This window comes from Chromobacterium indicum (assembly GCF_039708975.1).
GTDB lineage: Bacteria > Pseudomonadota > Gammaproteobacteria > Burkholderiales > Chromobacteriaceae > Chromobacterium > Chromobacterium piscinae.
In genome coordinates this window covers 47,100-72,713 of record NZ_JAYFSJ010000019.1, presented here as the reverse complement: position 1 = coordinate 72,713, position 25,614 = coordinate 47,100, and the positions used below count along the sequence as shown (strand labels likewise).

The following is a 25,614-nucleotide window of genomic DNA, read 5'->3' as shown; positions in this document are numbered from 1 at the left end:
GATTGATTGTGAGCATAGAGGGCAGTCTTCGCTCCGGTATTAAGCGGACCGGCCAGAGTGTTAAGTTGTTTGCGCATCTGGGCTATACTGTCGCCCTGTCACCGGGGGTGCCCTGCAAACGGGCTGAGAGACACCCTGAGAACCTGATCTGGATCATGCCAGCGGAGGGAGCGTGATGAAGCGGAACCTCGTCCGCCTTGCCTGCTCGCTCCGTGGCCGTACCGCGCGGAGATTGTCCATGAAGCTGTTCCCCAAACTCGTCGTCGTCGCTTTGAGCCTGGCCGGCCTGTCGGCCCAGGCGGCCGAATTGCGCGTGCTCGCGCACAGCTCGTTCAGCGTCGACAAGCCGTTGCTCGCCGCGTTCGAGAAGCAGACCGGCGCCAAGGTGTCCATCATCAAGGCCGGAGACGCCGGCGAGATGGTCAACAAGCTGATCCTGACCAAGGGCAGCCCGATCGCCGACGTGGTGTTCGGCCTCGACAACAGCCTGATCGGCAAGGCCGAGCAGGCCGGCGCGCTCTCGCCGCTGCCGGGGGAGCTGGCCCGCGGCGGTAAGGTCAGCCTGCCGGGCGCGGCCGCCGTCGACTACGGCTACGTGACGCTGAATTACGACAAGGCCTGGTTCGCCAAGAACAAGCTGCCGCTGCCCAAGACCCTGAACGACCTGACGCAGCCCGCCTACAAGAACCTGCTGGTGGTGGAAAACCCGGCCACCTCCAGCCCGGGCCTGGCTTTCCTGTCCGCCACCATCCATGCCTTGGGCGAGGACAAGGCCTTCGCCTTGTGGGGCAAGCTGCGCGACAACGGCCTGAAGGTGAGCAAGGGCTGGACCGAAGCCTATTACACCGACTTCTCCAAAAATGGGGGCGGCCGCCCGATCGTGGTGAGCTACGCCACCAGCCCGGCGGCCGAAGTGTTCTACAGCAAGGACAAGCCGGCAGACGCGCCGACCGGCAATCTGCTGCTGCCGGGCACGGTGTTCCGCCAGGTGGAGGGCGCGGCGCTGGTCAAGGGCGGCAAGGAGCCCAAGCTCGCCCAGCAGTTCATCGCCTTCCTGCGCTCGGACGCGGTGCAGAAGGACATTCCGACGCGGATGTGGATGTACCCGGCGATGGACAATATCCCGCTGGACCCGGTTTACAAGCACGCCGAGCAACCGGCCGCGCACGACACTCCCGACAGCGCGACGCTGGCCGCCAAGCAGCGCGCCTGGGTCGGCCGCTGGACGCGGGTGGTGCTGAAGTCCGGGCAGTGATCCGGCGATGACTTGCCCGGTTTCGCCTCTGTTATGATCCGGGCAAGTTCACTTGGAAACTCACTCATGATCGACGACATCGCCAGCCCCCGCCTGATCCTGCGCCATCTGGATGCGGATTTTCTCGAATCCTGCCTATGCGGCGACATCGACGCCGCCGCGGCGCGGCTGGGCAGCCGTCCGGCCGAAGGCTGGATGGAGGAGACGGCGCTGATGGCGATGCGGCTGGCCGATATGGTGGAAGATTCGGCCTACGCGCCGTGGTCGGTGCGGGCGCTGCTGCGTCGTGGCGATCTGGCCATGGTCGGCCACATCAACTTCCACACGTTGCCCGGCCATCCTTATTTGAACGGCTACGGCGACGTCGAGCTCGGCTATGCGGTCTATCCCCAATTCCGCCGCCAGGGCTACGCCCGCGAGGCCTTGCTGGCGATGGCCGGCTGGGCGGCGCAAAGCGGCGGCGTGGCGCGGCTGGTGTTGTCGATCGAACCCGGCAATATGCCGTCGCAGGCGCTGGCCGCCCAGCTTGGCTTCGCCAAGGTGGGCCAGGTGCGCGACGACGACGGTTGCGAAGATGTGCTGACGGCTGAATGGCCGTTGTCTGGAGCCTTTGTTTGAAGCAGTCCGCCGTGCCCCGGCTGATCCTGGCCGGACTCCCGCTGTCCTTTCTCTTTCTGCTGGCAGTCGCGCCGCTGGCCCGGTTGTTGGCGGAGGGCGGCCTGCAGTTCAATCCCGCCTTGCTGGCCGATGATTATCTGCGCTGGCGGCTGTTGTGGTCGCTGATCCAGGCGTCGGCAAGCTGCCTGCTGTGCCTGGTTCTGGGCGTGCCGCTGGCCTGGATGCTGGCCCGTTACCGCTTCCCCGGGCGCGCTCTGCTGTTGCGCTTGCTGATGCTGCCCTTCGTGATGCCGACGCTGGTGGCGGCGATGGGCGTGCTGGCGCTATTCGGGCCGCGCGGCGTGTTCGGCGTCAATCTGCAGGACACGCCGTGGCTGTTGTTGTACGGCAATCTGTTCTTCAACCTGCCGCTGGTGGTGCGCGCCGGCTGCGATGGCTTCTCCCAGGTGCCGGCCAGCCGGTTGGCCGCCGCGCGCACGCTGGGCGCCACCCGCTGGCGGGCGTTCTGGCGAGTGGAGTGGCCGGCGGCGCTGCCGTGGCTGCTGTCCAGCCTATGCCTGGTGTTCCTGTACTGCTTCTCCGGCCTGGGCCTGGCGCTGGTGCTGGGCGGCCAGCGCTATGCGACGCTGGAGGTGGAGATCTACACCCTGGTCGCTTACGAGCTGAACCTGGCCGACGCCGGCGCGCTGGCCTTGCTGGTGCTGCTGGCGTGCGGCGGCATCGCCGCCGTCTACGCCGCCATGGCGCGCCGGCTGGCCGCCGCGGCCAAGGTGGAGCCCTTGCCCTTGAAGCCGGTGGAGCGGCCGGCCGAGCGGCTGGCGTTGGCCGCCGCGTTGTCGGCGCTGCTGTTGTGCACCGGGCTGCCGCTGTTGGCGGTGCTGTGGCGCGGCCTCGCCGCGGGGTCGGAATGGGCGGCGCTGTGGGACGAGGATACGCGGCTGGCGCTGTGGAACAGCGCCCGCTTCACCGGCATGACCGTATTGGCCGCCGGCGGGCTGGGACTGGCCCATGCGCTGGCCTGCGGCCGCAGCCTGGCGCTGCGGGCCTCCATCTTTCTGCCTTTCGTCGCCTCGCCAGTGTGCGTGGCCTTCGGCCTGCTGCTGCTGTATCCGCAATGGAGCGGGGCGCTGGGCCTGCTGATGGCCGCCTACGCGTTGCTGGCTTATCCGCTGGTGGCCAAGGCGTCGCTGGCGTCGCTGGACAGCCAGCCGCCGCATTGGCTGGCCGCCGCCCGCAGCTTGGGCGCCGGCCCTTGGCGGGCTTTCCGCCGCGTCACCTGGCCGCTGTTGCAGCCGGCGATGCGGCGCGGGCTGGCCTTCGCCGCCGCCACCGCGGTCGGCGAGTTCGCAGTCACACTGTTTTTGTCGCGGCCGGAATGGCTGACGCTGACCACGCTGATCTACCAGCGGCTGGGGCGTCCCGGCGAAGCCAATGCCGACGCGGCGATGCGGCTCTCCTGCGTGCTGATGCTGCTGGCGCTCATCGTTTTCTGGATCATCGAAACCGCCGGCGGCGCCGGCCCGGAGGAGGACAGCCGTGCTGACGCTGCGAAACCTGAATAAGCGCTTCGGCGCGCGCGTGGTGGCCGACGAGGTGTCGCTGGATCTGTCCGCCGGCGAGACGCTGGCTCTGTTGGGGCCGTCCGGCTGCGGCAAGAGCACGCTGCTGAAAATGATAGCCGGCCTGGAGCGGCCGGACGCAGGCGCGCTGGCTTTCGACGGCGAAGATCTGGCCCGGGTGCCGCCGGAGCGGCGCGGCTTCGCGCTGATGTTCCAGGACTTCGCGCTGTTTCCGCACCTGGACGCGCTGGGCAATGTGATGTTCGGCTTGATCGAGCAGGGCGTCTCCAAGCGCGACGCGGTTAAACGTGCGCAGGCGATGCTGGCCCGCGTGGGTCTGGCCGAGCACGGCGCGCGCAAGGTGTGGACGCTGTCCGGCGGCGAGCAGCAGCGGGTGGCGTTGGCGCGGGCGCTGGTCACGCGTCCCAGGCTGCTGTTGCTGGACGAGCCGTTCTCCAGCCTGGACGCCGATCTGCGCCGGCTGCTGCAGCGGGAGTTCCGCACGCTGCTGCGGGAGGCCGGCATTCCGGCCATCATCGTCACCCACGACCGCGACGAGGCGTTCGCGCTGGCGGACCGGATCGCGGTGTTCAAGGACGGCAGGCTGCTGCAATGCGCCGCGCCGCGGCAATTGCTGGCCGCGCCGGCCAATGCCTGGCTGGCGCGCTTCATCGGTTTCGACAATGTGCTGGAGCATGCGGCGGTGCCGCCGGGCGCGCTGCTGCTGGGCGACGATCAGCCGCCGGCGCGCATCGTCGAGCTGACGCCGCTGGCGGACGGCCTGCGGCTGAGGGTGGAGGCCCAGGCCGGCCCGCTGGCCTTGATGCTGTCGGCGCGCGAGGCGGAGTGGCTGGGCGACGCGCTGTTCGTCGGCGGAACGCTGGGCGTCGGCATCGACGAATCGCGCTTGCTGCGCTTCCCGCTCAGCTCTTGACTTGTCCCCAGACCTTGGCCAGCAGGCGCAGCAATTGCTGGCGCTCCTGGGCGTCCAGATGTGAAGTCAGGCCGGCGCAGGCGCGCCAGAAGTCCGGCAGCGCTTGCTCCAGCAGCGCGCGGGCTTCCAGGGTCAGGCTAAGCTGCAGGCTGCGGCGGTCGGCGGGGTGGGGGTGGCGGGCGATCAGCCGGCGCTTCTCCAGCCAGTCCAGCAAGCCGGTGGCCGAGGCGCGGGTGATGCCGAAGTAGTCGGCGATGCTGGATGGCGTCGGCGGCTCCGCGCCCAGCCGGCCGTCTTCGAACAGGCGGAACAGCAGCAATACGTGCAGCTTGTTTTCCGAAATGCCGAGCGGCGACAGGCGTTGGTTCAGGCGCAGCAGCACGTCGTCGCCCAGCCACAGCAGCAACAGGCCGGCGGCGGCGGCGTCTTGCGGCGTGTCGGCGTCGGCGGTGTCCGCCATCAGTTGCAGATGGGGCGCCATCGCGGCGCTGGCGTCTTGCGGGTGTCGTGCGTCCATGAGGATTCGCCTGGCTGGGTTGTGGCTATGTGGTGGGCCGCGATGATGCTAGCTGAAAAGGCGCGGCGCGTCGAACTCCGTTCTCGCATATTTTATTAGTTTAACTAACTATATGTTTGTCGTATTATGCGGGAGTCGGCATGAGCCGGCCTCATATGGAAAAGGAACGGAGATGACTATCGAAGTGCAAGCTTTGCATCATGTCGGCTTCAGCGTGCCCAAGCATCAGGTGGAGGCGCTGCAGGCTTTCTACGGCCAGGTGTTCGGCTTGGCGGCGGATCCGTCGCGCTGGCATATACCCGGCGTGCCCGGCAGCTTTCTCGATCTGCCCAATGCCACCCAGCTGCACATCATGGGCAAGGATGGCGTATCGCCGTACGCGCAGGGCGAAGGGCAAGACCCGGTGAGCAACCATGTCGCGCTGACGGTGGCCAGCCTGGAGCGGGCCGCGGCGGAGTTGAAGGAGAGGGGCATCGCTTTCTTCAGCCAGCGCAGCGTGGCGGCGGACAAGCTGGAGCAGCTGTTCGTCCGGGATCCAGCGGGCAATCTGCTGGAACTGAGGCAGGGAGTGGCCTGAGCGGCGACAGGGCGCTCAAAGCGTCCGCCGCAGCGCGCTGGGCGTGAGCCCGTAACGCTGGCGAAAGCGCGCGGCGAAGCGGGAAGCCGACACGTAGCCGCTGGCCTCGGCGATCTGCGCGATGGGCCGCTGGCCGCTTTGCACCTGCTGCAGGGCCAGGCCCATCCGCACCTCTTCCAGGATGGCCTGGAATCCGGCGCCTTCTTCCGCCAGCCGGCGGCGCAGCGTGGACGCGCCCAGATTGAGCCGGCGCGCCGCCGCATCCACGCTCCACGGCGCGGCCGGGTCCAGCATCAGCAGCTGTTTCAGCGCCTGGGCCAAATTGCCGGATTGCTCTCGCAGCAATGGCCCGGCCTGGCCGGCCAGCGCCAGGGCCAGCAACACGCCTTCGGCATGATGCTGGCGGATTTCCGGCGCCGCGCCGCCATGCAGGCTGTCGATCAGCAGGCTCCACGCCGACTGCAGCGCGCCGTCCATCGTCGGGCAGAGCTCCATGCCCGGCCGCTGTCGCAGCAGCAGCGGGCCGTGGCGGTCGCGGAAGCGGTCCAGCAGACCCGGCGGCAGGTTGACCACGTCGGCCAGGTAGCCGTCGGGCCCCGGCAGATTGGCGATGTCCAGTTCGCAGCCGGCGGGCATCAGCACCAGTTGGGACTGTCCGGCCGACATCTCCCGCCCGCCGAGCCGGATGCGCTTGCCGCCGAGGCGGACGCGGCACAGCGCCGGCGCGAACACCGGCACCCGCCGCACGTGCTGCGGCAGGCGGGCGCGGATCTCGCCGGCCTCGATGCGGCTCAGCCGGTGGGCGATGTCGTGCATCGGGCTCAGCGGCCGTAGGTGGCGGTGATCTGCGCCTTGCCCAGCGCGTTGGCGTTGAGCATGAAGCCTACCAGCGCGCCGCTGGCGTTGGCGTCGATCGGCAGCTTGTCGGCCTTCAGCGCCCAGACGGTGAATTGGTAGCGGTGCGGCTTGTCGCCTTCGGGCGGGCAGGCCCCGCCGAAGCGGGCTTCGCCGTAGTCGGTGCGGCCCTGCACCGCGCCCGGCGGCAGTTTGCCGCCTTCGCCGCCGGCGCCTTCGGCCAGCGAATGCACATTGGCCGGCAGGTTCGCCACGGTCCAGTGCCACCAGCCGCTGCCGGTGGGGGCGTCCGGGTCGTAGGCGGTGATCGCGAAGCTCTTGGTCCCGTCCGGCGCGCCGCTCCAGGACAGTTGCGGCGAGACGTTGCCGCCCTCGCAGCCGAAGCCGCGGTAGACCTGTTTCAGGTTCAGCGGCATGCCGTCGGCGATGCTGTCGCTGGACAGTTTGAAGGCGTCGGCCTGGGCGGCCAGCGGAAGAGCAAGCAGGCTGGCGATCAGCAGGGTGGTGCGCATATCGGTTCTCCTGTGGTTAGATGGTGCGGGCATACTAAGCGTCGGCGCGCGGCCCGGCTGTGCCGAAACGCTCGCCTGCGGCGCGGGCGCGCTCGCCGACGACTTTAGCAGCGCAGGCGGGCAATGGGTATGATGCGCGGCGCGAGGAAGGAGATAAACATGTCGAAACGATTGGCGCTGTGGCTGATCCGGATGTACCAGCGGCAATTGTCGCCGCGCAAGGGATACGGCTGCGCTTATCGGGCCGCGACCGGCCGGAGCGGATGTTCCGGCCTGGCTTATCGGGCGATCCGCCGCCACGGCTTGCGGCGCGGAGGCTGGATCGCGCGCGAACGCCTGCTGCGTTGCTCAACTGCGGCCAGAACGCCGGCGGCGCGGCGGCGGCAGGCCGGCTATTGCGAGCCGCCGTGCGGGCCGGAGTGCTTGAGCCTGGACAGTTGCGACGGCTGCCTGGGCGACGCCGCGTGCCGGTCCGGCGAATGCCTGGCGCATTCCTGGCTGGATTGGCGACGGAGCCGCCGGGAGACGGACCGGGCGGGCTGATCAGGCCGTAACCGCGTCCTCGCCGTAGGCGAAGCGGCGCAGTCCTTCTCCCGCCAGCCGATAGCGTATCCACTCAGCCTGCGGCGCGGCGCCAATCGATTCATAGAAATCTATCGCCGGCTGGTTCCAGTCCAGCACGCTCCACTCGAAACGCCCGCAATCGTTGTCGCAGGCAAGCCTGGCCAGATGCCGCAGCAGCGCCTTGCCGGCGCCGCCGCCGCGCAGTTCCGGCGTCACGTACAAGTCCTCCAGATACAGCCCGTTCTTGCCCAGCCAGGTGGAGTAGCTGAAGAAATACACGGCGAAGCCGGCCAGCTTGCCGTCCACGCGGCACATCAGCGCCTGGGCTTTGGCTTCGGGGCCGAACAGCGTGGCTTCGATGTCGGCGACGCCGGCCTTCACTTCGTGTTCGGCGCGCTCGTAGACGGCGAGCTCGGTGATGAAACGATGGATTTCGGATGCATCCTTGGGTTGGGCGGGGGTGATGGCGATCGGCATGCGCGGCTCTCTGGAAATGGTGGAAATGTCGGTTTTGAACATCTTATGGCAAGCGTTAGAATGAAAACAGTGCATTGTTTTCAGGTGAAAATGAAAAATATTCATCCGAGTCTGCGCGGGCTGGATCTCAATCTGCTGTTGCTGTTGGACGCCTTGTTCCGCACCGGCTCGGTGCAGGCCGCGGCGGACAGCCTGGCGATCAGCGCTTCCGCCTGCAGCCACGCGCTGTCGCGGCTGCGCCTGGCTCTGGGCGACCAGCTGTTCGTACGGGTGGGCGGCGGAATGCGGCCCACCTCCAGGGCGGAGCAACTGGCGCCGGTGGTGGAGGCGGCATTGGCGCTGCTGTCAGACGGCTTGAGCCGGGGCGCGGATTTCGACCCGTCCCGCAGCGAGCGCCGTTTCGTGCTGGCCGCCACCGATTACACCGCTTTCGCGGTGCTGCCCGGTTTTCTGAGCCGGATGCAGTCGCTGGCGCCGCGGCTGAGCTTTCGCGTGGTGCAGGCGGAGCGCAAGGTGCCGCTGGACGCGCTGCTGGCCGGCAGCCTGGATTTCGCGCTCGGCTATTCGGAAGAGGGCGGGCCGCCGCCGGCGGATATCGAGGAATTCGACTGGCCGGAGGAGGAGTATGTGGCCATCGCCAGCCGCAGCCATCCGCGCATCCGGAATGATCTGAGTCTGGAGTCCTATCTGGCGGAGCGGCATGCGGTGGTCACGCCGTGGAACGAGCCGCGCGGCGTGGTGGACCTGGTGCTGGAGAGGCTGGGCCTGGCGCGGGAGGTGGCGCTGCAGTTGCCATCGGTGTTGGCGGCGCCCTTCATCATCGGAGGCGGCGAGCTGATCATGACCCTGCCCAGGCGCGCGGCGCTGCGTTTGGCCGAAGCCGCCGGGGTGAGGCTGCATGCCGCGCCCTTCGCCATTCCGCCGTACCGCTTGAAGCTGTACCGCCATCGCCGGCACGCGGGTTCCACCGCGCACGACTGGGTGTGGCGGCAACTGGCGGCATGCGGGCCGGACGCGCGGGAGCCATGAAAAAGGGCCGGCATGGCCGGCCCGGTCGGGTGTCGCTTGCGGATCAGCCTGCCAGCCAGCTGCCGGGATGGGACTCCAGCCAGATCTTGATGTTCTTGGCGTCGTTGACGCGCGCGGAACTGGCGCCGGCATCCAGCAGCACGAAGATCAGCGGCTGCGAGCCGACCACGGCCTGCAGCACCATGCAGCGGCCCGCTTCCTGGATGTAGCCGGTTTTCTGCACCGCGATGTCCCAGTCGCCTTCGCGCACCAGCGCGTTGCTGTTCTTGTACTGCAGCACGCGGTTGCGTACCGACAGAATCTGGTGCCGCTCGGTGGTGGTGAATTCGCGGATCAGCGGATATTTCTGCGCCGCCTGCACCATCTTGGCCAGATCGGCGGCGGTGGAGGTGTTGCGCACATCCAGGCCGGTGGGATCGTGGAAGATGGTTTCGGTCATGCCCAGGCTCTGCGCCTTGTGGTTCATCCGCTCGACGAAAATGGAAGTGCCGCCGGTGAAGGTGGTGCGCGCCAGGGTGGCGGCGGCGCGGTTTTCCGACGACATCAGCGCCAGCAGCAGCATCTCCTGCCGGCTGAGCGTGGTGCCGACCGCCAGCCGCGAGGTGGTGTGCTTCAGACGGTCGATCTCGGCGTCGGACACCGTGACCTGCTGCTCCAGCGACACGCCCGAATCCAGTAGCACCATCGCCGTCATCAGCTTGCTGATCGACGCGATGGGCATGCGTTGGTGGGCGTTCTTTTCATACAGAGCCTCTCCGGTCAGACCGTTGAGGATCAGCACCGAATGGGAATTGAGCCTGGGGGCGGTGTAGCCGGACATTTCGCTGGCTACCAGCACGCCTTGGGGCGAAGCCGCCAGCACCGGCATGGCCAGGGCCGCCGATACCAGCAGGCTTGCGATTTTCTTGATCATGCGTCACTCCACTGTGCGCTTATTTTGGAGGAAACCGGACGGCATCTTCACGGCATCTGCAGACAAAATCAGTCAAGATGTTGGCATCATTTGTTGTAGACACCCGCTGCGTCCTGTTTGCATTTTAAACAATGTCTCGGCTCTGTGTAGGGCAAAAATGCGGTTTTTCTCGAGTGGCCGCGGCGGCGGTTTTCCCTTGCCTGGCGGTCCTTTGCCGGGGATAGGGAAACGGGAGGTGAGATCGGGCGGATATGGGCGTAAAATCAACCTTTTCGCCATTGCTCCGGGGCCGCCATGCTGCTCACCTTTCCCGACAGTCCGTTTCAACTGAACCAGCCTTTCCCGCCGGCCGGCGACCAGCCGTCCGCCATCGAGAAACTGGTGGAGGGCCTGTCCGACGGCCTGTCCTACCAGACTCTGCTGGGCGTGACCGGCTCCGGCAAGACCTACACCATGGCCAACGTCATCGCCCAGACGGGACGGCCGGCCATCATCATGGCGCACAACAAGACGCTGGCGGCGCAGCTATATAGCGAGATGCGCGAATTCTTCCCGCACAACGCGGTGGAATACTTCGTTTCCTACTACGACTACTACCAGCCGGAAGCCTACGTTCCTAGCCGCGATCTGTTCATCGAGAAAGATTCCAGCATCAACGAGCACATCGAGCAGATGCGCTTGTCGGCGACCAAGTCGATATTGGAACGTCCCGACTGCATCATCGTGGCGACGGTGTCTGCGATTTACGGTATCGGCGACCCGTCCGACTACCACCAGATGATCCTGCACCTGAAGGAAGGCGAGACCACGCCGCAGCGCGACATCATCAGCCGGCTGACCACGATGCAGTACAGCCGCAACGACCTGGACTTCGGCCGCGGCACCTTCCGCGTGCGCGGCGACGTGATCGACATCTATCCGGCGGAAAGCAGCGACACCGCGCTGCGCGTCAGCCTGTTCGACGACGAGGTTGAAACGCTGACGCTGTTCGATCCGTTGACCGGCACCACCAAGCAACGCGTCGGCCGCTTCACCGTGTTCCCGTCCAGCCACTATGTGACGCCGCGCGACACCGTGCTGCGCGCCTGCGAGCAGATCAAGGACGAGCTGCGCTACCGCATCGAGTGGTATCAGAAGGAAGGCAAGCTGGTGGAGGCGCAGCGCATCGAGCAGCGCACCCGCTTCGATCTGGAAATGCTGTACGAGATGGGCTTCTGCAAGGGCATCGAGAACTACTCGCGCCATTTCTCCGGTCGAGGCCCCGGCGATCCGCCGCCGACTCTGATCGACTACCTGCCCAAGAGCGCGCTGATGTTCATCGACGAGAGCCACGTCACCGTGCCGCAGGTGGGCGCGATGTACAAGGGCGACGCCGCGCGCAAGGCCAATCTGGTGGAATACGGCTTCCGTTTGCCGTCCGCCGCCGACAACCGGCCGCTGAAGTTCCACGAGTTCGAGCAACTGATGCCGCAGACCATCTTCGTTTCGGCCACGCCGGCGGTGTACGAGAAGGACCACGCCGGCCAGGTGGTGGAGCAGGTGGTGCGTCCGACCGGCCTGGTGGACCCGCAGCTCGAGATCCGTCCGGTGGCCACCCAGGTGGACGACCTGCTGTCCGAGATCCGCGACCGCATGGAGCGCGGCGAGCGGGTGCTGGTCACCACGCTGACCAAGCGCATGGCAGAGCAGCTGGCCGACTACTACACCGAGCACGGGGTCAAGGTGCGTTATCTGCACAGCGACATCGATACGGTGGAGCGGGTGGAGATTCTCCGCGACCTGCGCCTGGGCGTGTTCGACGTGCTGATCGGCATCAACCTGCTGCGCGAAGGCCTGGACATTCCCGAGGTGAGCCTGGTGGCGATCCTGGACGCGGACAAGGAAGGCTTTCTGCGAAGCGAGCGCAGCCTGATCCAGACCATAGGCCGCGCCGCGCGGAACCTGAACGGCCGTGCGCTGCTCTACGCCGACCGCATCACAGATTCCATGCGCAAGGCGATGGACGAGACCGAGCGCCGCCGCGCCAAGCAGATGGCGTTCAACGCCGAGCACGGCATCATCCCCCGCGGCGTGGAGAAGAAGGTCAAGGACATCATCGACGGCGTCTACAGCGTCGAAGCCGAGCGCAAGAAGCTGGTGGACGAGGCCAAGGTGGCGATGATGGACGAGAAGACGCTGTCCAAGGAGATCAAGCGGCTGGAGAAGGAAATGCTGGAGGCCGCGCGCAATCTGGAGTTCGAACGGGCGGCGCGCATCCGCGACGAATTGAAGCAATTGAAGGAAAAGGCCTGGCTCAGCGAGCTGTGAGTTGGCGGCTTCATCCATTCAACCCCGCGTCGGCGACGCGGGGTTTTTTGCGTCTTTTTGGCCGAGCGGGCCGTTCAGGCCGGCTCCAGCAACTCCTGCGGCAGGAAAGCCAGCTCGTCGCGGAAGAAGCTGCGCTCGCCGCGCCGCAGTTGCGGCAGCAGCTGTTTCAGGCGCAGCGCGCTGGCGCAGGCCTGCCGGCTGACGCCGCCTTCCCAGGCCTGGAACCACAGCGTTTCCAGCAGCAGATTGGCCAGTTGCAGCGGCGTCAGCGGCAGCCGGCCCTGATCGTGCTCGTCCAGCGTCAGCTCGGCGACGGCGGTCCAGCTGCGGTAGCCCTTGGCGGCGGAAAACGGGCAGGGCGACAGGGCCAGCGCGCGGCGCATCTCCTGCAGCGGGAACGGCCGCGCGGCCTGGAAGCCTGCCAGCGCCGGGCGCTTGGTCCGCGGGCAATCGCCGCGGGCGATGCGCAGCAGGAAGACGACGTTCCACGCCGAGCCGTTGCCGACGCCGAAGCGATCGCAAATCCATTCCGACAACCCCAGCCAGCGTATCGCCAGCCGTTGCATGTCCGCGACCGGCAGCGCGCGTTGCGGATCGACCAGCGCCTGCTTCCAGAACAGCCACAGGCACCAGCCAAGATTGGCCGCCACGTGCTGGGCGGCGTCGATGGAGTCCGCCTCGTAGGCTGCTTCCAGCGCGCCGGCCAGGTCCCGCAGCGCCGCTTCGGCGCGTTCCGGCGCTTGTCCCGAGATGGCGGCCTGCTTGTGCAGCAGCGCGCCCAGGTTCAGGTATTCGAAGCGCACGCGGGGGTTGTAGCGATAGACCGGCTGCAGCTCTCCCGGATTGCGCAGTTGCGCGAGGCAGGCCTCGGCGCCGTCGGGCTCGCCGCGCGCGTAGTGGTCCCAGGCTCGGGCGATGCAGGCCATGGCGGAGAAGGTGGGCTGGGCGGTTTCGAAGCGGCGGCCGTCCAGCACCTGGCCCAGCTTCTTCAGCGCCAGCCGGCTGTCGTCGAATTGGGCGCCGCGGCGCCACGCCAGGCTTTCCTTGGTCAGGGCCAGCGCCTGCTGGAAATCGTTGTGCGCGGCCAGGCTGGCGGCATGGAAGGAGGCCGCCACCTGCGGGCCCGCCACCCTGCCCATGCCGTCGCGCTCGTCGCGGATTGCCTGGGTGAGCTGGCTCCAGTAATCCAGGCCGCGGGTCAGCGCCTCCAGTTGCGAAATGGAATCGGGAGCCTCCGCCGCGGCCGGCTCAAGGCCGAGGAATCGTTCCAGTTGCCGGCGGTCCGCCGGTAGCCCGTCCGCCAGGAATTCCAGCCGGGCCATGCCGTCAGAGGCCAGCCAGAAAGGGCCGCGGCTGCGTCCATCCGGATTGAGCAAGGAGGCGGGTTCGCGCCGAGGCGCGCCCCAGCCGGCCTCCACGCCCCAGGCGGCGAAGTCGGCGAAGGCGCGGGAAACCAGCATGCGCGGCGTCCGGCTGGCTGGAAAGCGCTGCCGCAGCGCGGCGACCGCCACCATGCCGTCTTCGTGGGCCGCGGCGTAGTAAAGCCGGACCAGCAGCCACAGCGATTGGAAGCGGACGGGTTTGCCGGCATGGCGGTAGGGCGGGGTGAGTTCGAAATGGATGGCGTCGGCGGTCATTATTTCAGGTTACGGCAGTTACGGACCGCGCGGTTTACCCCGCTGGGCCGGGCTGGCTAGAATCTTGCCAAGATCAAGGTTTGGCAGGAACCGTGATTTTGGAGCGGCAGGCGAGCGGCGAGTTCTCCCAAGAATGGAAATTCGGGAAATTATCGCCTTTATTTGAAATATAAATGGAAAATAAAATGCACAGAATATTTAAATTTGCCGGCGCGCTGCTGGGCCTGGCGCTGGCGGCCGGAGCCTGCGCGGCGCAGGGCAGCCTGAGCCTCAAGCACCTGAAGGGCGGCGTGTACGTGGTGGAAGACGACTATTACGCCAAGGAGAACTCGGCGGTATACGTCGGCGCGGAGCATGTGACGGTGGTGGGCGCCACCTGGACGCCGGACACCGCCCGCGAGCTGGCGCGGCAAATACGCGCGGTCACCGACAAACCCATCGCCGAGGTGATCAATCCCAACTATCACACCGACCGGGCCGGCGGCAACGCGTACTGGAAGTCTATCGGCGCCCGCATCGTCGCCACTCGGCAGACGGCCGACGAGATGAGCCGCGGCTGGGACGACATCGTCGCTTTTACCCGCCAGGGTTTTCCGGATTATCCGGCGCTGCCCGCCTCCATGCCTGATCAGGTGTTTCCCGGCGATTTCGAACTGCAGGGCGGCAAGGTCAAGGCCTTTCATCTGGGCGCGGCGCATACCCGCGACGGCATTTTCGTCTATTTCCCGGAGGAGAAGGTGCTGTACGGCAACTGCATCCTCAAGCAGGAGCTGGGCAATCTCCATTACGCCGATCTGAACGAATACCCGAAGACGCTGGAGAAGCTCACGCTCAGCGGACTGGACATCGATACCATCATCGCCGGCCATCTGGACGCCCTGCATGGCCCGGAGTTGATCGATCACTACCGCCAGCTGTTGAAGCGGCAGGCGTCGGACGCGGCGGCGCAGGCGCGCTGAGTTCAGCCTTGCCAGGCGGGCCGGCCCTTGACGGCCTCGACGATCCAGTCGCCGCGATGGTCGTAGATCAGGTTGAAGGTGGTGTGGCCTTCGCTGGCGTCACACAGCGCCGCGCCTTGCCTGCTGTTGTCGAAGTCGATGACGGTGCCGGCGTGGCGGCGGCCGACGCCTGCGTAGAAGCGCGGCAGCGGCGCGCAGTCGATGTGGCTGTCCGGCTGGGCGTCGATGAAGCTGGACAGCACCATGCGGCCGTCGCCGGTGCGTACCGCCTGGCCGACATTGCAGGGCCGCCGTCCTGCGTCGTAGTGGGGAATGCTGATGCGGAACGCTTCCTCGTCCACGTCGGGGTGGTGGCGGGGGGCGCTGAGTTCCGGTTCGGGGCCCAGACTCATGGTGACCGCGTTGGGGGAGGGCAAGCCTGAGCGCGAGGCGCGCACCGGCTGGCAGGACATGGCCTGGCCGGAGGGAAGGCCGGCGCGCGGCGCCGGATCAAGGCGGGCCTGAGCGGCGGCGAAGCTGGAAGACAGCAGCTCCAGAATCAGGATGGAGCCGGTTTCGGAGATCGGCGGCAACGTCCGGTGGTAAAGGCTGTTGCTGTAGACGGCGCTGTCCGCGCCGGCGTAGCGGGCGGGTTCCTGAAACAGGAAGAAGTCCTGAGCGTGTCGGCTGTTGTTGAGAATATTGATGGTATAGCGAGCGTTCATGCCCAATGTCCGGGTGTGTTTTTTTCGCTGCCGGGCGGCTGTGACCGCTGCAGAGGCATCGGCTGTCTACAGCAGCAAGCGTGCCAGTTTGTAAAGTATTGTATTCATTGCGCTTGTCCCGATTCGTCGTCCCGGCTGATGGACGAATTCGTCCATATTCCGATTTTTGGATGGATGAATCGGCGCGCCATCCCCGCTCGTCTTTCTTGTCATTTTGAAAGTCGTTGGCATAATGCCTTGCCATATTCGGCGCGCCAGCCTGGCGCGTCCTTTGCTCAAGGTCGCCATGGACATTCCCGCGCACGATGTTTCTCCGCTTTCCATCCCGCTTGGTCCGGCCGAGCGGGCGATAGGCCAGTCGGCGGTTTTCCAGCGATTGCTGCAGCTGGTGCGGCGGGTGGCGCCGACCGACAAGACGGTGTTGATCTGGGGACCCACGGGCGCCGGCAAGGAAGTCATCGCCCATGAGCTGCACCGCCACAGCCAGGTGGCGGGCCAGCCTTTCATCGATCTGAACTGCGCGGCGATCCCCGAGCACCTGATGGAGGCCGAGCTGTTCGGCCACGCCCGCGGCGCCTTCACCGGCGCGCAAGGCAGCCGCGTCGGCCTGCTGGCCCAGGTGGGCCGGGGCACGCTGTTTCTGGACGAGATCGGCGAGCTGCCGCTGGCCTTGCAGCCCAAGCTGCTGCGGGTGCTGGAAACGCGCAGCTTCCGCCCGCTGGGTTCGGCCGAGCCGCAGCATTTCGCCGGCCGCGTGGTGGCCGCCACCCATCGGGATCTGCAGGCAGCGGTGCGCGACGGCCGTTTTCGCGAGGATCTGTATTACCGCTTGTCGGTATTCGTGCTCAGCCTGCCGGGGCTGGAGCAGCGCCGCGACGACATCCCTTCTCTGGTCGAACATTTCTCCGCGACGCAGCCGCGCCCGCTGCGCTTCGCGCCCGACGCCGTGTCGAGGCTGCAGAACAGCCGCTGGCCCGGCAACGTGCGCCAGCTGCGCAGCCTGGTCGACAGGTTGGGCGTGCTGTCCGACGGTCCGCTGATCACGGCGGCGGCGCTGGATGAATTCCTCGAGCCGCACGCTCATCCGTGGCAGGCCGACGCGGATGAGTTGGCGGACGCGATGCTGGCCCTGCCGGGCGAGGACAAGCTGGCGGCGGCGGAAACTTTGCTGCTCAACCGCGCGCTGCAGCTGTGCCGGGGCAACAAGGCCGCGGCCGCCCGCATGCTGGGCGTGGGGCGCAAGGTGGTGGAGCGCCGGCTGGGCGCGCGCGAGGACAAGCGCCAGACGCTGCGCCGGCTGCTGGAAGAGGGCGGGAGGCTGCTGGAGGCGGGCGATCTCGAGCAGGCGTCCCGCGTTCTGTCGCGCGGATTAACCTTGCTTGAAGAGGCCGCGCTGCAGCAGGAAGCGAGGGAGGAGCATTTCCATCTGCTGCGCCAATTGGGCATTTGCCACAGCGCGCGGCACGGCTGGTCCAACGGCGAGGCGCTGTCCTGCTACGAGGCGGCGCTGGCGGTGGGCAGGGAGCTGGATTGCGAGCCGGAGATCATGTCCATCCTGTTCGGCATCTGGACCAGCCAGCTGATGTCGCTGGAGCTGGACCGGGCACGCGGCACCGCGCAGCAGATGCTGCAGCGCGGCCAGGCCGCCGGCGACGCCAGCGCGCTGGCCGACGCCCATTTCGTGATGGCCAACACCCTGTTCTGGCTGGGCGACCACGCCGAGGTGCTGGCCTGCCTGGAGCGGGGCGGCTTGCTGGGCGGCGGCCCGGGGCGGCGCATGGGCACCCAGGGTTTCGATCTGAGCGGGCTGGTGTTGACCTTCGAGGGGCTGGCGGCCTTCCAGCTGGGGCAGTTCGCCCGGGCGCGGTGCGCGCTGGAGGCTCTGCTGGCGAGGCGGGCCGGCGAGGACCAGCCCTTCAGTCACGCTATCGCGCTGCAGGGCGCGGTATGGCTGGCCTGCTTGTTCGAAGACGAGTCGCTGGGCGATCTGGCGGCGCAGATGGAGCAGCTGTCCCGGCAGCACGGCTTTGCTTTCTACCAGGGCGTCGCTCAGTTTTTCCTTGGTTGCCATATGGCCCGCAGCGGCCGTGACGAGGAGGCGGAGGCCGCGATGCAAGAGGGCTATCAGGGGCAGATGCTGCGGCATGGAGGCAAGCTGTTCCACTCCTTCTACGCCTGGCGGCGTTGCGAGCTGTTGTTGGCGTCGGGACGGGCTTCCGAGAGCAGGGCGCTGGCCGAGCAGGCGCTGGAACTGGCGATGGCGCACAAGGAGCGGGCCTATCTGGGCGAGTTGCTGATCGCGCGCGCCAGCGCGCTGAGGGAGCAGGGCGATGCCGCCGGCGCCGAGCAAGGCTTGCGCAGCGCATTGACTACCGCGGAAGCCTTGGGCGCGGTGCCGCCCAGAGTGGAGGCCGCGGCCCGGCTGGCGGACCTTTTGGCCGCGTCGGGCAGGGAAGAACAGGCGCGGGAGACGCTGGAAACCACCTTGCGAGCCTGCGACGGCCGCGGGGAGCCGGCCCACCCCGTGCTGCAAAGGGCGCGTCGCCTGCTCGGCGGCTTGCCGGGCAGCCGCGCCGACCACAACGCAACAACAGGTGCAAGCCATGGCTTTTGAACTTTCATCACGTGATCTGGAACCCTTGCTGCAGGGCGCGTGCTTTTTCGGCAGCGGCGGCGGCGGGACGATGATCTCCGCCCGCCATCTGGCGGCGAATTTCCGCAGCGGCGATTACTACCCGACCGACAAGGTGCGGGTAGTGAGCGTGGACGAGGCGACCGATGGCGACTGCGTGATGGTGGCCTACATGGGCGCGCCGGACGCGATCAACCAGGTGCAGTGGCCGAACGGGCCGGTGGAGGCCGCCCTCGCGGCGCGGCAACGGCTGGAATCGCAGGGGCGCAAGCTGGCCTACGTGGCGGCGCCGGAAAGCGGCGCGCTGGGTTTCGTGGTGGCCGGCCTGGTGGCGGCCAAGCTGGGCTTGGCGGTGGTGGACGCCGACGGCGCCGGGCGCGCGGTGCCGTCCTTGCCTATGCTAACCTACGCCGCCGCCGGCATTCCGCCGACGCCCGCTTTCCTGGCCGGCGAGAGCGGTTTGTGCGTGGAGCTGGGCGTGCGCATGCCGCCGCCGGACGGCAAGCCGCAGGAAGACGTTTCCACCGTGGTGGAGCAGATGCTGCGCCCCATCCTGACCAATCCGCAGTTCGGACAATTCGGCGGCCTGGCGATGTGGATCATGTCGCCGGAGCAACTGGGCGGCGCGCTGCAGGGCGGCGAGGTGAGGACCGCGGAAGCGATGCTGGATTTCCTGCGCCGCGAGCTCGACATCAAGGGCAAGCTGCTGTTCGGCCCAGCGACGCTGGTGTCGTCCGAGGTGACCACCGCCGGCGGCTTCGATCTGGGCAAGGTAAGTCTGGAGGACGGTGAGCGCCGTTGCACGGTGCTGTACCAGAACGAATCGTTGCTGGCTTGGGACAGCGCGGTCTCCCATCCGCTGGCGACCGCGCCGGACGCCATCAGCTACTTTGTCGAAGGCGATGGCCAGCATGTGTTCAGCAACGGCGACCTGTCGGGCGATGACCACGGTCTGGATCCGACGGTGCGCGGCCGCAAGGCGGCGGTGATCGCGCTGCCGGCCGCAGCGCCGCTGCGCAAGGGCCTGATCCTGCAGAGTTTCGCCGATGAACTGGCGCAGCTTGGCTATCTGGGGCCGTACGCGCCGGTGGACGCCGGCCGGGAGGGCGCGTGATGAGCTTGCGCATCTGCGTGCTGGTGCCGGTGGGCGTGGACACCTTCAACCAGCCGATACTGGAATCCATCCGCCCGGTGATCCCGGCCGACGTCGAGGTGGAGGTTCGCAACCTGCCGCGCGGCACCAGCCATATCCAGGACCGCATCGATTGGCTGGCCAACGGCCTGGCAGTGGTGGAGACGGCGCTGCAGCTGGAACGCGAGGGTTTCGACGGCATCTGGCTCAGCGATTTCGACATGTGCGGCGTCGAGGCCGCGCGCGAGGCGGTGAACATCCCCATCGTCGGCGGCTTTCCGACGGCGGCGTTCAGCGCGCTGCTGCTCAGCCAGCGCTTCTCCATCGTCACAGTGTTGCAGTCGACGCTGGCGATGCAGCATGGCCATGTCCAGGCTTACGGCTTGCAGGATTCGTTCAGCTCGATCCGGGCGATAGACTGCCCGGTGGACCAACTGTCTAATATGGATGTGGTGGTGCCCAAGGTGTACGAGTGCGCGCTGGAGGCTGTCCGCCGCGACGGCGCGCAGTCCATTCTGCTTGGCTGCACCGGCTTCGTCGGCGTGGCGCGCCGGGTGGAGCAGCTGCTGGAGGCGACGCTGGGCTGCTATGTGCCGGTGATCGATCCCAACCAGGCCGGCTTCAGCCTGCTGCTGTCGCTGGTGAGGATGAAGGTGCGCCCCAGCCGGCTGTGCTACGGCAAGGAGTCGTTGCCGGTGATCACCTCGCTGTCGCGGCAGGCTTGACGGTTTGCCAATGAAAAATCCCCGCCGCAGCGGGGATTTTTCTTTCAGGCGCGGGCTTCGGCCAGGTGCCGCTTGCGAAAGCGCTGGGCCAGCATCGCGCACACCATCAGCTGGATCTGGTGGAACAGCATCAGTGGCAGCACGATGGCGCCGATCGCGTGGCCGGCGAACAGCACCTTGGCCATCGGCACGCCGCTTGCCAGGCTCTTCTTCGAGCCGCAGAACAAGATGGTGATCTGGTCCTCGCGGCTGAAGCCCAGCTTGCGGCCGGCCAGCGAGGTGGTCGCCAGCAGCAGGCCCAGCAGGATGGCGTTGACCGCCAGCAGGCCAGCCAGCGCCGCCGCCGGCGTTTGTTGCCATAGTCCGCTGATCACCGCCGCGCTGAACGCGGTGTACACCACCATCAGGATCGACCCCTGGTCCACGTATTTCAGCAAGGCCTTGTGCTTGTCCACCCAGCCGCCTATCCATCGGCGTGCGATCTGGCCGGCGATGAAGGGCAGCAGCAACTGGTAGACGATGTCCAGCGCAGACCCCATGTTCTGCGCCGCGCCGCCGTGGCAGGCCACCAGCCAGCCCACCAGCAGCGGCGTGATGAAGATGCCCAGCAGATTGGACGCGGTGGCGCTGCAGATGGCGGCCGGCACATTGCCCTGGGCCATCGAGGTGAAGGCGATCGATGACTGCACGGTGGACGGCAGCATGCACAGATAAAGCACGCCGAGGTACAGCTCCGGCGTCACCAGCGGCGTCAGTACCGGTTTCAGCAGCAGGCCCAGCAGCGGGAACAGCGCGAAAGTGCAGGCGAGCACGGTCAGGTGCAGCCGCCAGTGGCCGGCGCCGGCTACCACCGCCTCGCGCGACAGCTTGGCGCCGTGCAGGAAGAACAGCAGGCCGATCGCCAGATTGGTGGCCAGATTGAATATCTGCGCGGTCTGGCCAGAGCAGGGCAGCAGGCTGGCCAGCGCGACGGTGGCCAGCAAGGCCAGGGTGAAAGAATCCAACAGCTTGGGCATGGCATCAGGCATTCGTTGTTTGATCTTGCTATTGAAGCGCGGATTAATTAAGAATACAAATGCATTTATTTGATCAATTAAAAATATATTTTTATGAATTTTACGCTGAGACAGCTAAGAGCCTTCTGCCGGGTGGCCGAGCACGCCAGTTTCAGCCGGGCCGGCGATGAGCTGGGCCTGACCCAGCCGGCAGTCAGCCGCACGGTGCGGGAGCTGGAGCAGGCGCTGGAATTGCGCCTGCTGGATCGCACCACCCGCGAAGTGGCGTTGACCGCGGCCGGCGCGCGGCTGCTGCCCAAGCTGAGGCGGGCGCTGGAGGAGTTGGACGAGGTGCTGGACGCTGCGCGCAAGGAGAGCGAGCAGGCGCTGGGCAGCGTCCACGTCGCCAGCAGCCCGACGCTGTCGGCCAGTCTGATGCCGGCCATCGTTTCCGCCTGTCGCGAACGCTATCCGCAACTAGGCCTGCACCTGCATGATCAGGTCCAGCGCCTGAATGTCGCGGCGGTGCGCGGCGGCGAGGCCGATTTCGGCCTGGTGGTGGAGCCGGAGCCCTGCGACGATCTGGAGCAGGAAACGGTTCTGATCGATGACTTCTGGCTGGTGTGCCGCGCCGATCACCGACTGGCCGCGAGCGAGTCGGTGGAGTGGAGGCAGTTGGATGGCGAGGCGCTGGTGCTGCTTGACGGCAGCTCCGGCAGCCGGCCGCTGATCGATCAACTGCTGCGTGGACACGGCCTGGATTGTCCGGTGGCGCAGCAATTGGGCCATTCCAATTCGGTATTCCGCATGGTGGCCGCCGGCATCGGCGTCAGCGTGTCGCCTGGGTTGGCCATGCCGCTGCCGGACGGTTGCAACTTGACGGCGCGTCCGATGGTGCCGAGGGCCAGCCGCCGCATCGTGCTGATCCGCAGGCGCAACCGTACCTTATCTCCGGCGGCGGAGCGGGTATGGCGGCTGGTGCTGGAGATGCGCGGACAGTTGCAGGCGCTGGCGCAAGGCGTTTGATTGCGAGAGTGCTGGAGACGGACGAGGCGGGGACAAAAGGAAGGGATGAGCCGCCCGGACACGGCCATGTCGGCGCGTCCGGGCGGTTGCGGCTTACTGGGCGGTGTTGGAAGCCCAGACCGGAATCTTGGGCTCGTAGATCACCAGGTTGCCGTCGTCCTGCATGGTGACGAAACATCCGGGCTTGCCGTTGGTGCCGGACGCCCACAGCGCTTTGCCGTGGAAGTCGTACAGCACGAAGTTGCCATCGGTCTGCATGATGGCGCGCATGGCGTCCTTGCCATTGGTGTTGGAGGCCCACAGCGGATGGTGGTTGGCCATCCGGTACAGCACCAGGTTGCCGTCGCTTTGCAGGATTAGCTGGAAGGCGCCGTTGGTGGACAGTAGAGATTCGTTGATGCCCAGAACTTGGTTGGGGAGAAGGGTATTTGCCATGTTGCTACTCCTTGAAATGAGGTTGTCAGGGAAAGCTGCGGCAGAGCGCGATGTGAATGGCGGCAGTCCGGTTTTAGCAATGCCTGGCGCCACTCGCATGCCGAACGCATGGTATTTTCAATTTGGCGATGGCGCAATACAAAACTCTCTGGGAAATAGATATTTTGGCGGGAAACATGGATTTAATGCCTTAAAGTACAGATTTGTTTTGTGATGCATTGCTTTTTTGGCACATCGACATGATTTGGAATGACGGTTTCTAAATGTCGGCATTGCCATTTTGATAATTAGGCGCAGAATTTTCACGTAATAATTTCAGCTTGATTCCTGAATAATTCAGAGCAAGATTGTTTTGCGAGCGGGTTGGGTTTTCATTCTGTCCGGCGGATGTATTTTCCTGAGTTTGGGAGGGAAGAATGCAGTAGCCAAGAATGGCAGATCGGCTGGCTGTCATCTGATTTTCGTGTCAATATGGCACGCATCGCGCGCAGGCTTAAAAACATGATCCGCGGGAAATTCGTGCGCTGAGCGGCGAGTTTGGATTTCATCAAGGGGAACTCTATGAGCGGAAAGGATTTTTTCTCCATCCTTTTTGTCTGCCACGGCAATATCTGCCGATCTCCGACCGCGGAGGGCGTGATGCGGAAACGGCTGGCCGCGACAGGATGGTCGGGCCGGATCCGGCTGGACTCCGCCGGCACCCATGGCTATCACGTTGGCGAGCCCCCGGACGCGCGCAGCATGCGCGCCGCCGCCGGGCGGGGATATGATCTTTCCACGCAGCGCGCCCGCCAGGTGGCTGATGAAGACTTCTCCGCTTTCGACCTGATCCTGGCCGCGGACCGCCATAATCTGGACGACCTGCGCCGGCGTTGTCCCGAGGAGCTGAGCGATCGCCTGCATCTGATGCTGGAGCCGTTGGGGAAAGATCGGGAGGTGCCGGATCCATATTACGGCGGCGATCGGGGCTTCGAGCAGGTGCTGGACCTGCTGGAGGCCGCCTGCGACGCTTGGCTGGCCAGGATAGAAGCCGAGTTGCGTTGAACGCCTGACCGGAGGCGGCGCTCCTGCTAAGCTATTTGAAACAACCCAGTCACGCTTGGGCGGGCCGAAGCCGACGGCCGCGCGGGCGAACTCTGTCTGCAAGGTAAAAACATGGCCTTGACTTCGCGAGAGCGAGCGAACAAGACTCCTTTGGAAATCGTCCCCAGCCACAGCGCGGACGTGATCCTGCCGCGCCAGCCGACCAAGACGCCGCTGGCCAGCCAAACCGTCATCGTCATCGGCTCCTCCACCGGCGGCACTGAGGCCTTGCGCGCGCTGCTGACCACGCTGCCCGCCAATATGCCGCCGATTCTGATCGCCCAGCACATGCCGGAAATGTTCACCCATTCGTTCGCGCAGCGGCTGGATTCGCTGTGCCGCTTGCGGGTGAAGGAGGCGGAGGATAATGAAAGGCTGCAGCCCGGCACCGTCTACATCGCGCCCGGCCATTCCCATTTGTTGATCAAGAGCGCGCCGACGATAGGCTACAGCACCTCGCTGAACAATGGTCCGGCGGTGAACCGCCATCGACCGTCGGTGGATGTGCTGTTCCGCTCCGCCGCCAATCTGGTCGGCAAGAACAGCATAGGGGTCATCCTGACCGGCATGGGTCGCGACGGCGCCAATGGCATGCTGGAAATGCGGCAGGCCGGCGCCTGGAACATCGCTCAGGACGAGACGAGCTGCGTGGTGTTCGGCATGCCCAAGGAGGCGATCGCCATCGGCGCCACCCACGAGGTGCTGGCGCTCGGCAGCATCGCCCAGCGGCTGGTCACGCTGGCGCACCAGCGCCAGCCATCGGTGTAATCATAATAAGAAGCATTGGACTCCATGAAGTATCTTCCGATTCTGGTGGTCGAGGACGACGCCGACTTGCGCGAAGCCATCGTCGACACGCTGTCGCTGGCCGGCTATCCGACGCTGGAGGCCGCCGACGGCGGCGCCGCCTTGCTGAAACTGGCCAAGGAGCCGGTGGGGCTGATCATTTCCGACGCGCAGATGGCGCCGATGGACGGCTATGATTTGTTCGAGGAGGCGAAGAAGCGCTATCCCGGCGTGCCTTTCATCCTGATGACGGCTTATGGCGTGATCGAGCGCGCGATCGAGCTGTTGCGCGCCGGCGCCGCCCATTATCTGCTTAAGCCCTTCGAGCCGCAGAGCCTGCTCGCCGAGGTGGCGAAGCATCTGTTGGCGATGCCGGGCGACGACGGCGGCGAAGTGGTGGCGGAATCCGCCGCGATGCGTCAGTTGTTCGCGCTGGCGGGCAGGGTGGCGCAGAGCGACGCAAGTGTGATGATTTCCGGTCCCAGCGGCAGCGGCAAGGAAGTACTGGCGCGCTACATCCATCGCCATTCCCGGCGCGGCGCCGGGCCTTTCGTCGCCGTCAACTGCGCGGCGATCCCGGACAACCTGCTGGAGTCCACGCTATTCGGCCATGAGCGCGGCGCCTTCACCGGCGCGGCGCAGGCGCTGCCCGGCAAGTTCGAGCAGGCTCAGACGGGCACCATTCTGCTGGATGAAGTCACCGAGATGCCGCTGCCGCTGCAGGCCAAGCTGCTGCGGGTGCTGCAGGAGCGCGAAGTGGAGCGGATAGGCAGCACCCGGGCCATCAAGCTGGACATCCGCGTGCTGGCCACATCCAACCGCGATTTGCAGGCGGCGGTGGAGGCGGGAAATTTCAGGGAAGACCTGTATTTCCGTCTGAATGTTTTTCCTTTGCGGATACCCGCGCTGGCTGAGCGCCAGGATGATATCCTGCCATTGGCACGATTCCTGCTTAAAAAACATGCGGAGGCCGCCGGGCGGGCGTCTTTGGTATTTTCCAGGGATGCGGAACGTCATTTGACGGCCTATAGTTGGGAGGGTAACATCCGCGAACTGGATAATGTCGTGCAGCGGGCGGTCATTCTTGCCGCCGGGGCGGAAATTCTTGCCGCCGATCTGATGCTGGGCGATATTGCAGGCGTGGGGCAGTTTACCCGGGCAGAGTCCGAATCGGACAGTTCGGTGTCGGGTGAAACCGACATGAAAACCCTTGAAAAACGCCATATTCTGGAAACATTGACGGCAGTCGGCGGCGTGAAGAAGCTGGCTGCGGAGAAGCTGGGCATCAGCGAGCGCACTTTGCGCTATAAATTGCAGCGTTACCGTGATGAAGACGCTGCGGATGCCGGTGGAGATGTTCCGGAGGGAAATGGCACGGAGTAG

The 25,614-nt window shown here is 66.1% G+C and carries 27 protein-coding genes and 1 riboswitch; of the genes, 17 read left to right on the top strand and 10 right to left on the bottom strand.

Annotation, left to right across the window (positions count from 1 at the left end; all coding sequences use genetic code 11):
- Positions 1-93: 93 nt before the first annotated feature.
- Positions 94-188, top strand: a riboswitch (TPP riboswitch).
- 50 nt (positions 189-238) lie between these two features.
- The 4 genes from VA599_RS21210 to VA599_RS21195 all read left to right on the top strand — a co-directional run bounded on the left by VA599_RS21210 (position 239) and on the right by VA599_RS21195 (position 4,366).
- The gene (locus VA599_RS21210) at positions 239-1,255 is read left to right on the top strand and encodes a thiamine ABC transporter substrate-binding protein (protein WP_346790493.1); all 1,017 of its coding nucleotides are present in this window, start codon (positions 239-241) and stop codon (positions 1,253-1,255) included.
- 66 nt (positions 1,256-1,321) lie between these two features.
- Positions 1,322-1,873 carry a GNAT family N-acetyltransferase gene (locus tag VA599_RS21205; protein ID WP_346790491.1) on the top strand — a complete coding sequence of 184 codons (552 nt, stop codon included), beginning with the start codon at positions 1,322-1,324 and terminating at the stop codon, positions 1,871-1,873.
- Positions 1,870-3,435 (top strand): ABC transporter permease, encoded by a 1,566-nt coding sequence (locus VA599_RS21200; RefSeq protein ID WP_346790489.1) that lies wholly within the window; start codon positions 1,870-1,872, stop codon positions 3,433-3,435. The genes VA599_RS21205 and VA599_RS21200 overlap by 4 nt, the downstream gene beginning before the upstream one ends.
- Complete coding sequence (locus VA599_RS21195; RefSeq protein WP_346790488.1) at positions 3,410-4,366, top strand: ABC transporter ATP-binding protein; 957 nt, start codon at positions 3,410-3,412, stop codon at positions 4,364-4,366. Before VA599_RS21200 ends, VA599_RS21195 begins: the two co-directional genes overlap by 26 nt.
- Here the strand turns inward: VA599_RS21195 and VA599_RS21190 are convergent.
- Positions 4,356-4,883: a MarR family winged helix-turn-helix transcriptional regulator gene (locus VA599_RS21190; protein WP_346790486.1), complete on the bottom strand. Its 528-nt coding sequence runs from the start codon at positions 4,881-4,883 to the stop codon at positions 4,356-4,358. The genes VA599_RS21195 and VA599_RS21190 overlap by 11 nt on opposite strands.
- A 172-nt stretch (positions 4,884-5,055) precedes the next feature.
- On the opposite strand from VA599_RS21190, the gene VA599_RS21185 reads away from it, so the two are divergent.
- The gene (locus tag VA599_RS21185) at positions 5,056-5,460 is read left to right on the top strand and encodes a VOC family protein (protein ID WP_346790484.1); all 405 of its coding nucleotides are present in this window, start codon (positions 5,056-5,058) and stop codon (positions 5,458-5,460) included.
- 15 nt (positions 5,461-5,475) lie between these two features.
- Here VA599_RS21185 and VA599_RS21180 read toward each other — a convergent pair whose 3' ends face one another.
- On the bottom strand, positions 5,476-6,276 hold the full coding sequence (locus tag VA599_RS21180; RefSeq protein ID WP_346790482.1) for a helix-turn-helix transcriptional regulator: 801 nt from the start codon (positions 6,274-6,276) through the stop codon (positions 5,476-5,478).
- Positions 6,277-6,281: 5 nt separating this feature from the next.
- Complete coding sequence (locus VA599_RS21175; protein ID WP_346790480.1) at positions 6,282-6,827, bottom strand: kinase inhibitor; 546 nt, start codon at positions 6,825-6,827, stop codon at positions 6,282-6,284.
- A 159-nt stretch (positions 6,828-6,986) separates the two neighbouring features.
- Here VA599_RS21175 and yidD point away from each other — a divergent pair, with 159 nt between their 5' ends.
- The gene (gene yidD / locus VA599_RS21170; protein ID WP_346790478.1) at positions 6,987-7,370 is read left to right on the top strand and encodes a membrane protein insertion efficiency factor YidD; all 384 of its coding nucleotides are present in this window, start codon (positions 6,987-6,989) and stop codon (positions 7,368-7,370) included.
- Here the strand turns inward: yidD and VA599_RS21165 are convergent, their stop codons facing one another.
- Entirely contained in the window at positions 7,371-7,868 is a 498-nt protein-coding gene (locus VA599_RS21165) for a GNAT family N-acetyltransferase (RefSeq protein ID WP_346790476.1), read from the bottom strand.
- Between the two features lie 90 nt (positions 7,869-7,958).
- Here VA599_RS21165 and VA599_RS21160 point away from each other — a divergent pair, with 90 nt between their 5' ends.
- Positions 7,959-8,897 carry a LysR substrate-binding domain-containing protein gene (locus VA599_RS21160; RefSeq protein WP_346790474.1) on the top strand — a complete coding sequence of 313 codons (939 nt, stop codon included), beginning with the start codon at positions 7,959-7,961 and terminating at the stop codon, positions 8,895-8,897.
- A 43-nt stretch (positions 8,898-8,940) separates the two neighbouring features.
- Here VA599_RS21160 and VA599_RS21155 read toward each other — a convergent pair whose 3' ends face one another.
- Positions 8,941-9,810: a serine hydrolase gene (locus VA599_RS21155; protein WP_346790472.1), complete on the bottom strand. Its 870-nt coding sequence runs from the start codon at positions 9,808-9,810 to the stop codon at positions 8,941-8,943.
- A 294-nt stretch (positions 9,811-10,104) separates the two neighbouring features.
- On the opposite strand from VA599_RS21155, the gene uvrB reads away from it, so the two are divergent.
- Entirely contained in the window at positions 10,105-12,117 is a 2,013-nt protein-coding gene (gene uvrB, locus VA599_RS21150; RefSeq protein WP_021477687.1) for an excinuclease ABC subunit UvrB, read from the top strand.
- A 74-nt stretch (positions 12,118-12,191) separates the two neighbouring features.
- Here the strand turns inward: uvrB and VA599_RS21145 are convergent, their stop codons facing one another.
- Positions 12,192-13,754: a hypothetical protein gene (locus tag VA599_RS21145; RefSeq protein ID WP_346790470.1), complete on the bottom strand. Its 1,563-nt coding sequence runs from the start codon at positions 13,752-13,754 to the stop codon at positions 12,192-12,194.
- A gap of 185 nt (positions 13,755-13,939) precedes the next feature.
- On the opposite strand from VA599_RS21145, the gene bla reads away from it, so the two are divergent.
- The gene (gene bla / locus VA599_RS21140) at positions 13,940-14,713 is read left to right on the top strand and encodes a subclass B2 metallo-beta-lactamase (protein ID WP_031296540.1); all 774 of its coding nucleotides are present in this window, start codon (positions 13,940-13,942) and stop codon (positions 14,711-14,713) included.
- A 2-nt stretch (positions 14,714-14,715) separates the two neighbouring features.
- Here the strand turns inward: bla and VA599_RS21135 are convergent, their stop codons facing one another.
- Positions 14,716-15,417: a hypothetical protein gene (locus tag VA599_RS21135; protein WP_346790468.1), complete on the bottom strand. Its 702-nt coding sequence runs from the start codon at positions 15,415-15,417 to the stop codon at positions 14,716-14,718.
- Between the two features lie 286 nt (positions 15,418-15,703).
- Here VA599_RS21135 and VA599_RS21130 point away from each other — a divergent pair, with 286 nt between their 5' ends.
- From VA599_RS21130 to VA599_RS21120, 3 genes are read left to right on the top strand one after another with little or no spacing between them, the layout of a single operon-like run.
- The gene (locus tag VA599_RS21130) at positions 15,704-18,031 is read left to right on the top strand and encodes a sigma 54-interacting transcriptional regulator (RefSeq protein ID WP_346790466.1); all 2,328 of its coding nucleotides are present in this window, start codon (positions 15,704-15,706) and stop codon (positions 18,029-18,031) included.
- Entirely contained in the window at positions 18,021-19,163 is a 1,143-nt protein-coding gene (locus VA599_RS21125; RefSeq protein ID WP_346790464.1) for an S-methyl thiohydantoin desulfurase family protein, read from the top strand. Before VA599_RS21130 ends, VA599_RS21125 begins: the two co-directional genes overlap by 11 nt.
- Complete coding sequence (locus VA599_RS21120; RefSeq protein WP_166441163.1) at positions 19,163-19,906, top strand: aspartate/glutamate racemase family protein; 744 nt, start codon at positions 19,163-19,165, stop codon at positions 19,904-19,906. Before VA599_RS21125 ends, VA599_RS21120 begins: the two co-directional genes overlap by 1 nt.
- 44 nt (positions 19,907-19,950) lie before the next feature.
- On the opposite strand, the gene VA599_RS21115 is transcribed toward VA599_RS21120, so the two are convergent.
- Complete coding sequence (locus VA599_RS21115) at positions 19,951-20,922, bottom strand: bile acid:sodium symporter family protein (protein WP_346790462.1); 972 nt, start codon at positions 20,920-20,922, stop codon at positions 19,951-19,953.
- A 93-nt stretch (positions 20,923-21,015) separates the two neighbouring features.
- Between VA599_RS21115 and VA599_RS21110 the strand changes: the two genes are divergently transcribed.
- A complete protein-coding gene (locus VA599_RS21110; protein WP_346790460.1) occupies positions 21,016-21,927 on the top strand; it encodes a LysR family transcriptional regulator in 912 nt (303 codons plus the stop codon).
- Positions 21,928-22,020: 93 nt separating this feature from the next.
- Here VA599_RS21110 and VA599_RS21105 read toward each other — a convergent pair whose 3' ends face one another.
- Positions 22,021-22,362: a hypothetical protein gene (locus VA599_RS21105; protein ID WP_021477696.1), complete on the bottom strand. Its 342-nt coding sequence runs from the start codon at positions 22,360-22,362 to the stop codon at positions 22,021-22,023.
- On the opposite strand from VA599_RS21105, the gene VA599_RS21100 reads away from it, so the two are divergent.
- Entirely contained in the window at positions 22,361-22,576 is a 216-nt protein-coding gene (locus tag VA599_RS21100; RefSeq protein WP_346790458.1) for a hypothetical protein, read from the top strand. The two genes, VA599_RS21105 and VA599_RS21100, sit on opposite strands and share 2 nt — an antisense overlap.
- Positions 22,577-22,621: 45 nt before the next feature.
- Here the strand turns inward: VA599_RS21100 and VA599_RS21095 are convergent, their stop codons facing one another.
- The gene (locus VA599_RS21095; RefSeq protein ID WP_346790456.1) at positions 22,622-22,816 is read right to left on the bottom strand and encodes a hypothetical protein; all 195 of its coding nucleotides are present in this window, start codon (positions 22,814-22,816) and stop codon (positions 22,622-22,624) included.
- 107 nt (positions 22,817-22,923) lie between these two features.
- On the opposite strand from VA599_RS21095, the gene VA599_RS21090 reads away from it, so the two are divergent.
- The 3 genes from VA599_RS21090 to VA599_RS21080 all read left to right on the top strand — a co-directional run bounded on the left by VA599_RS21090 (position 22,924) and on the right by VA599_RS21080 (position 25,614).
- The gene (locus tag VA599_RS21090) at positions 22,924-23,406 is read left to right on the top strand and encodes a low molecular weight protein-tyrosine-phosphatase (protein ID WP_346790454.1); all 483 of its coding nucleotides are present in this window, start codon (positions 22,924-22,926) and stop codon (positions 23,404-23,406) included.
- 111 nt (positions 23,407-23,517) lie between these two features.
- Positions 23,518-24,213: a chemotaxis protein CheB gene (locus tag VA599_RS21085; RefSeq protein WP_031296543.1), complete on the top strand. Its 696-nt coding sequence runs from the start codon at positions 23,518-23,520 to the stop codon at positions 24,211-24,213.
- 24 nt (positions 24,214-24,237) lie between these two features.
- The gene (locus VA599_RS21080; protein ID WP_346790452.1) at positions 24,238-25,614 is read left to right on the top strand and encodes a sigma-54-dependent transcriptional regulator; all 1,377 of its coding nucleotides are present in this window, start codon (positions 24,238-24,240) and stop codon (positions 25,612-25,614) included.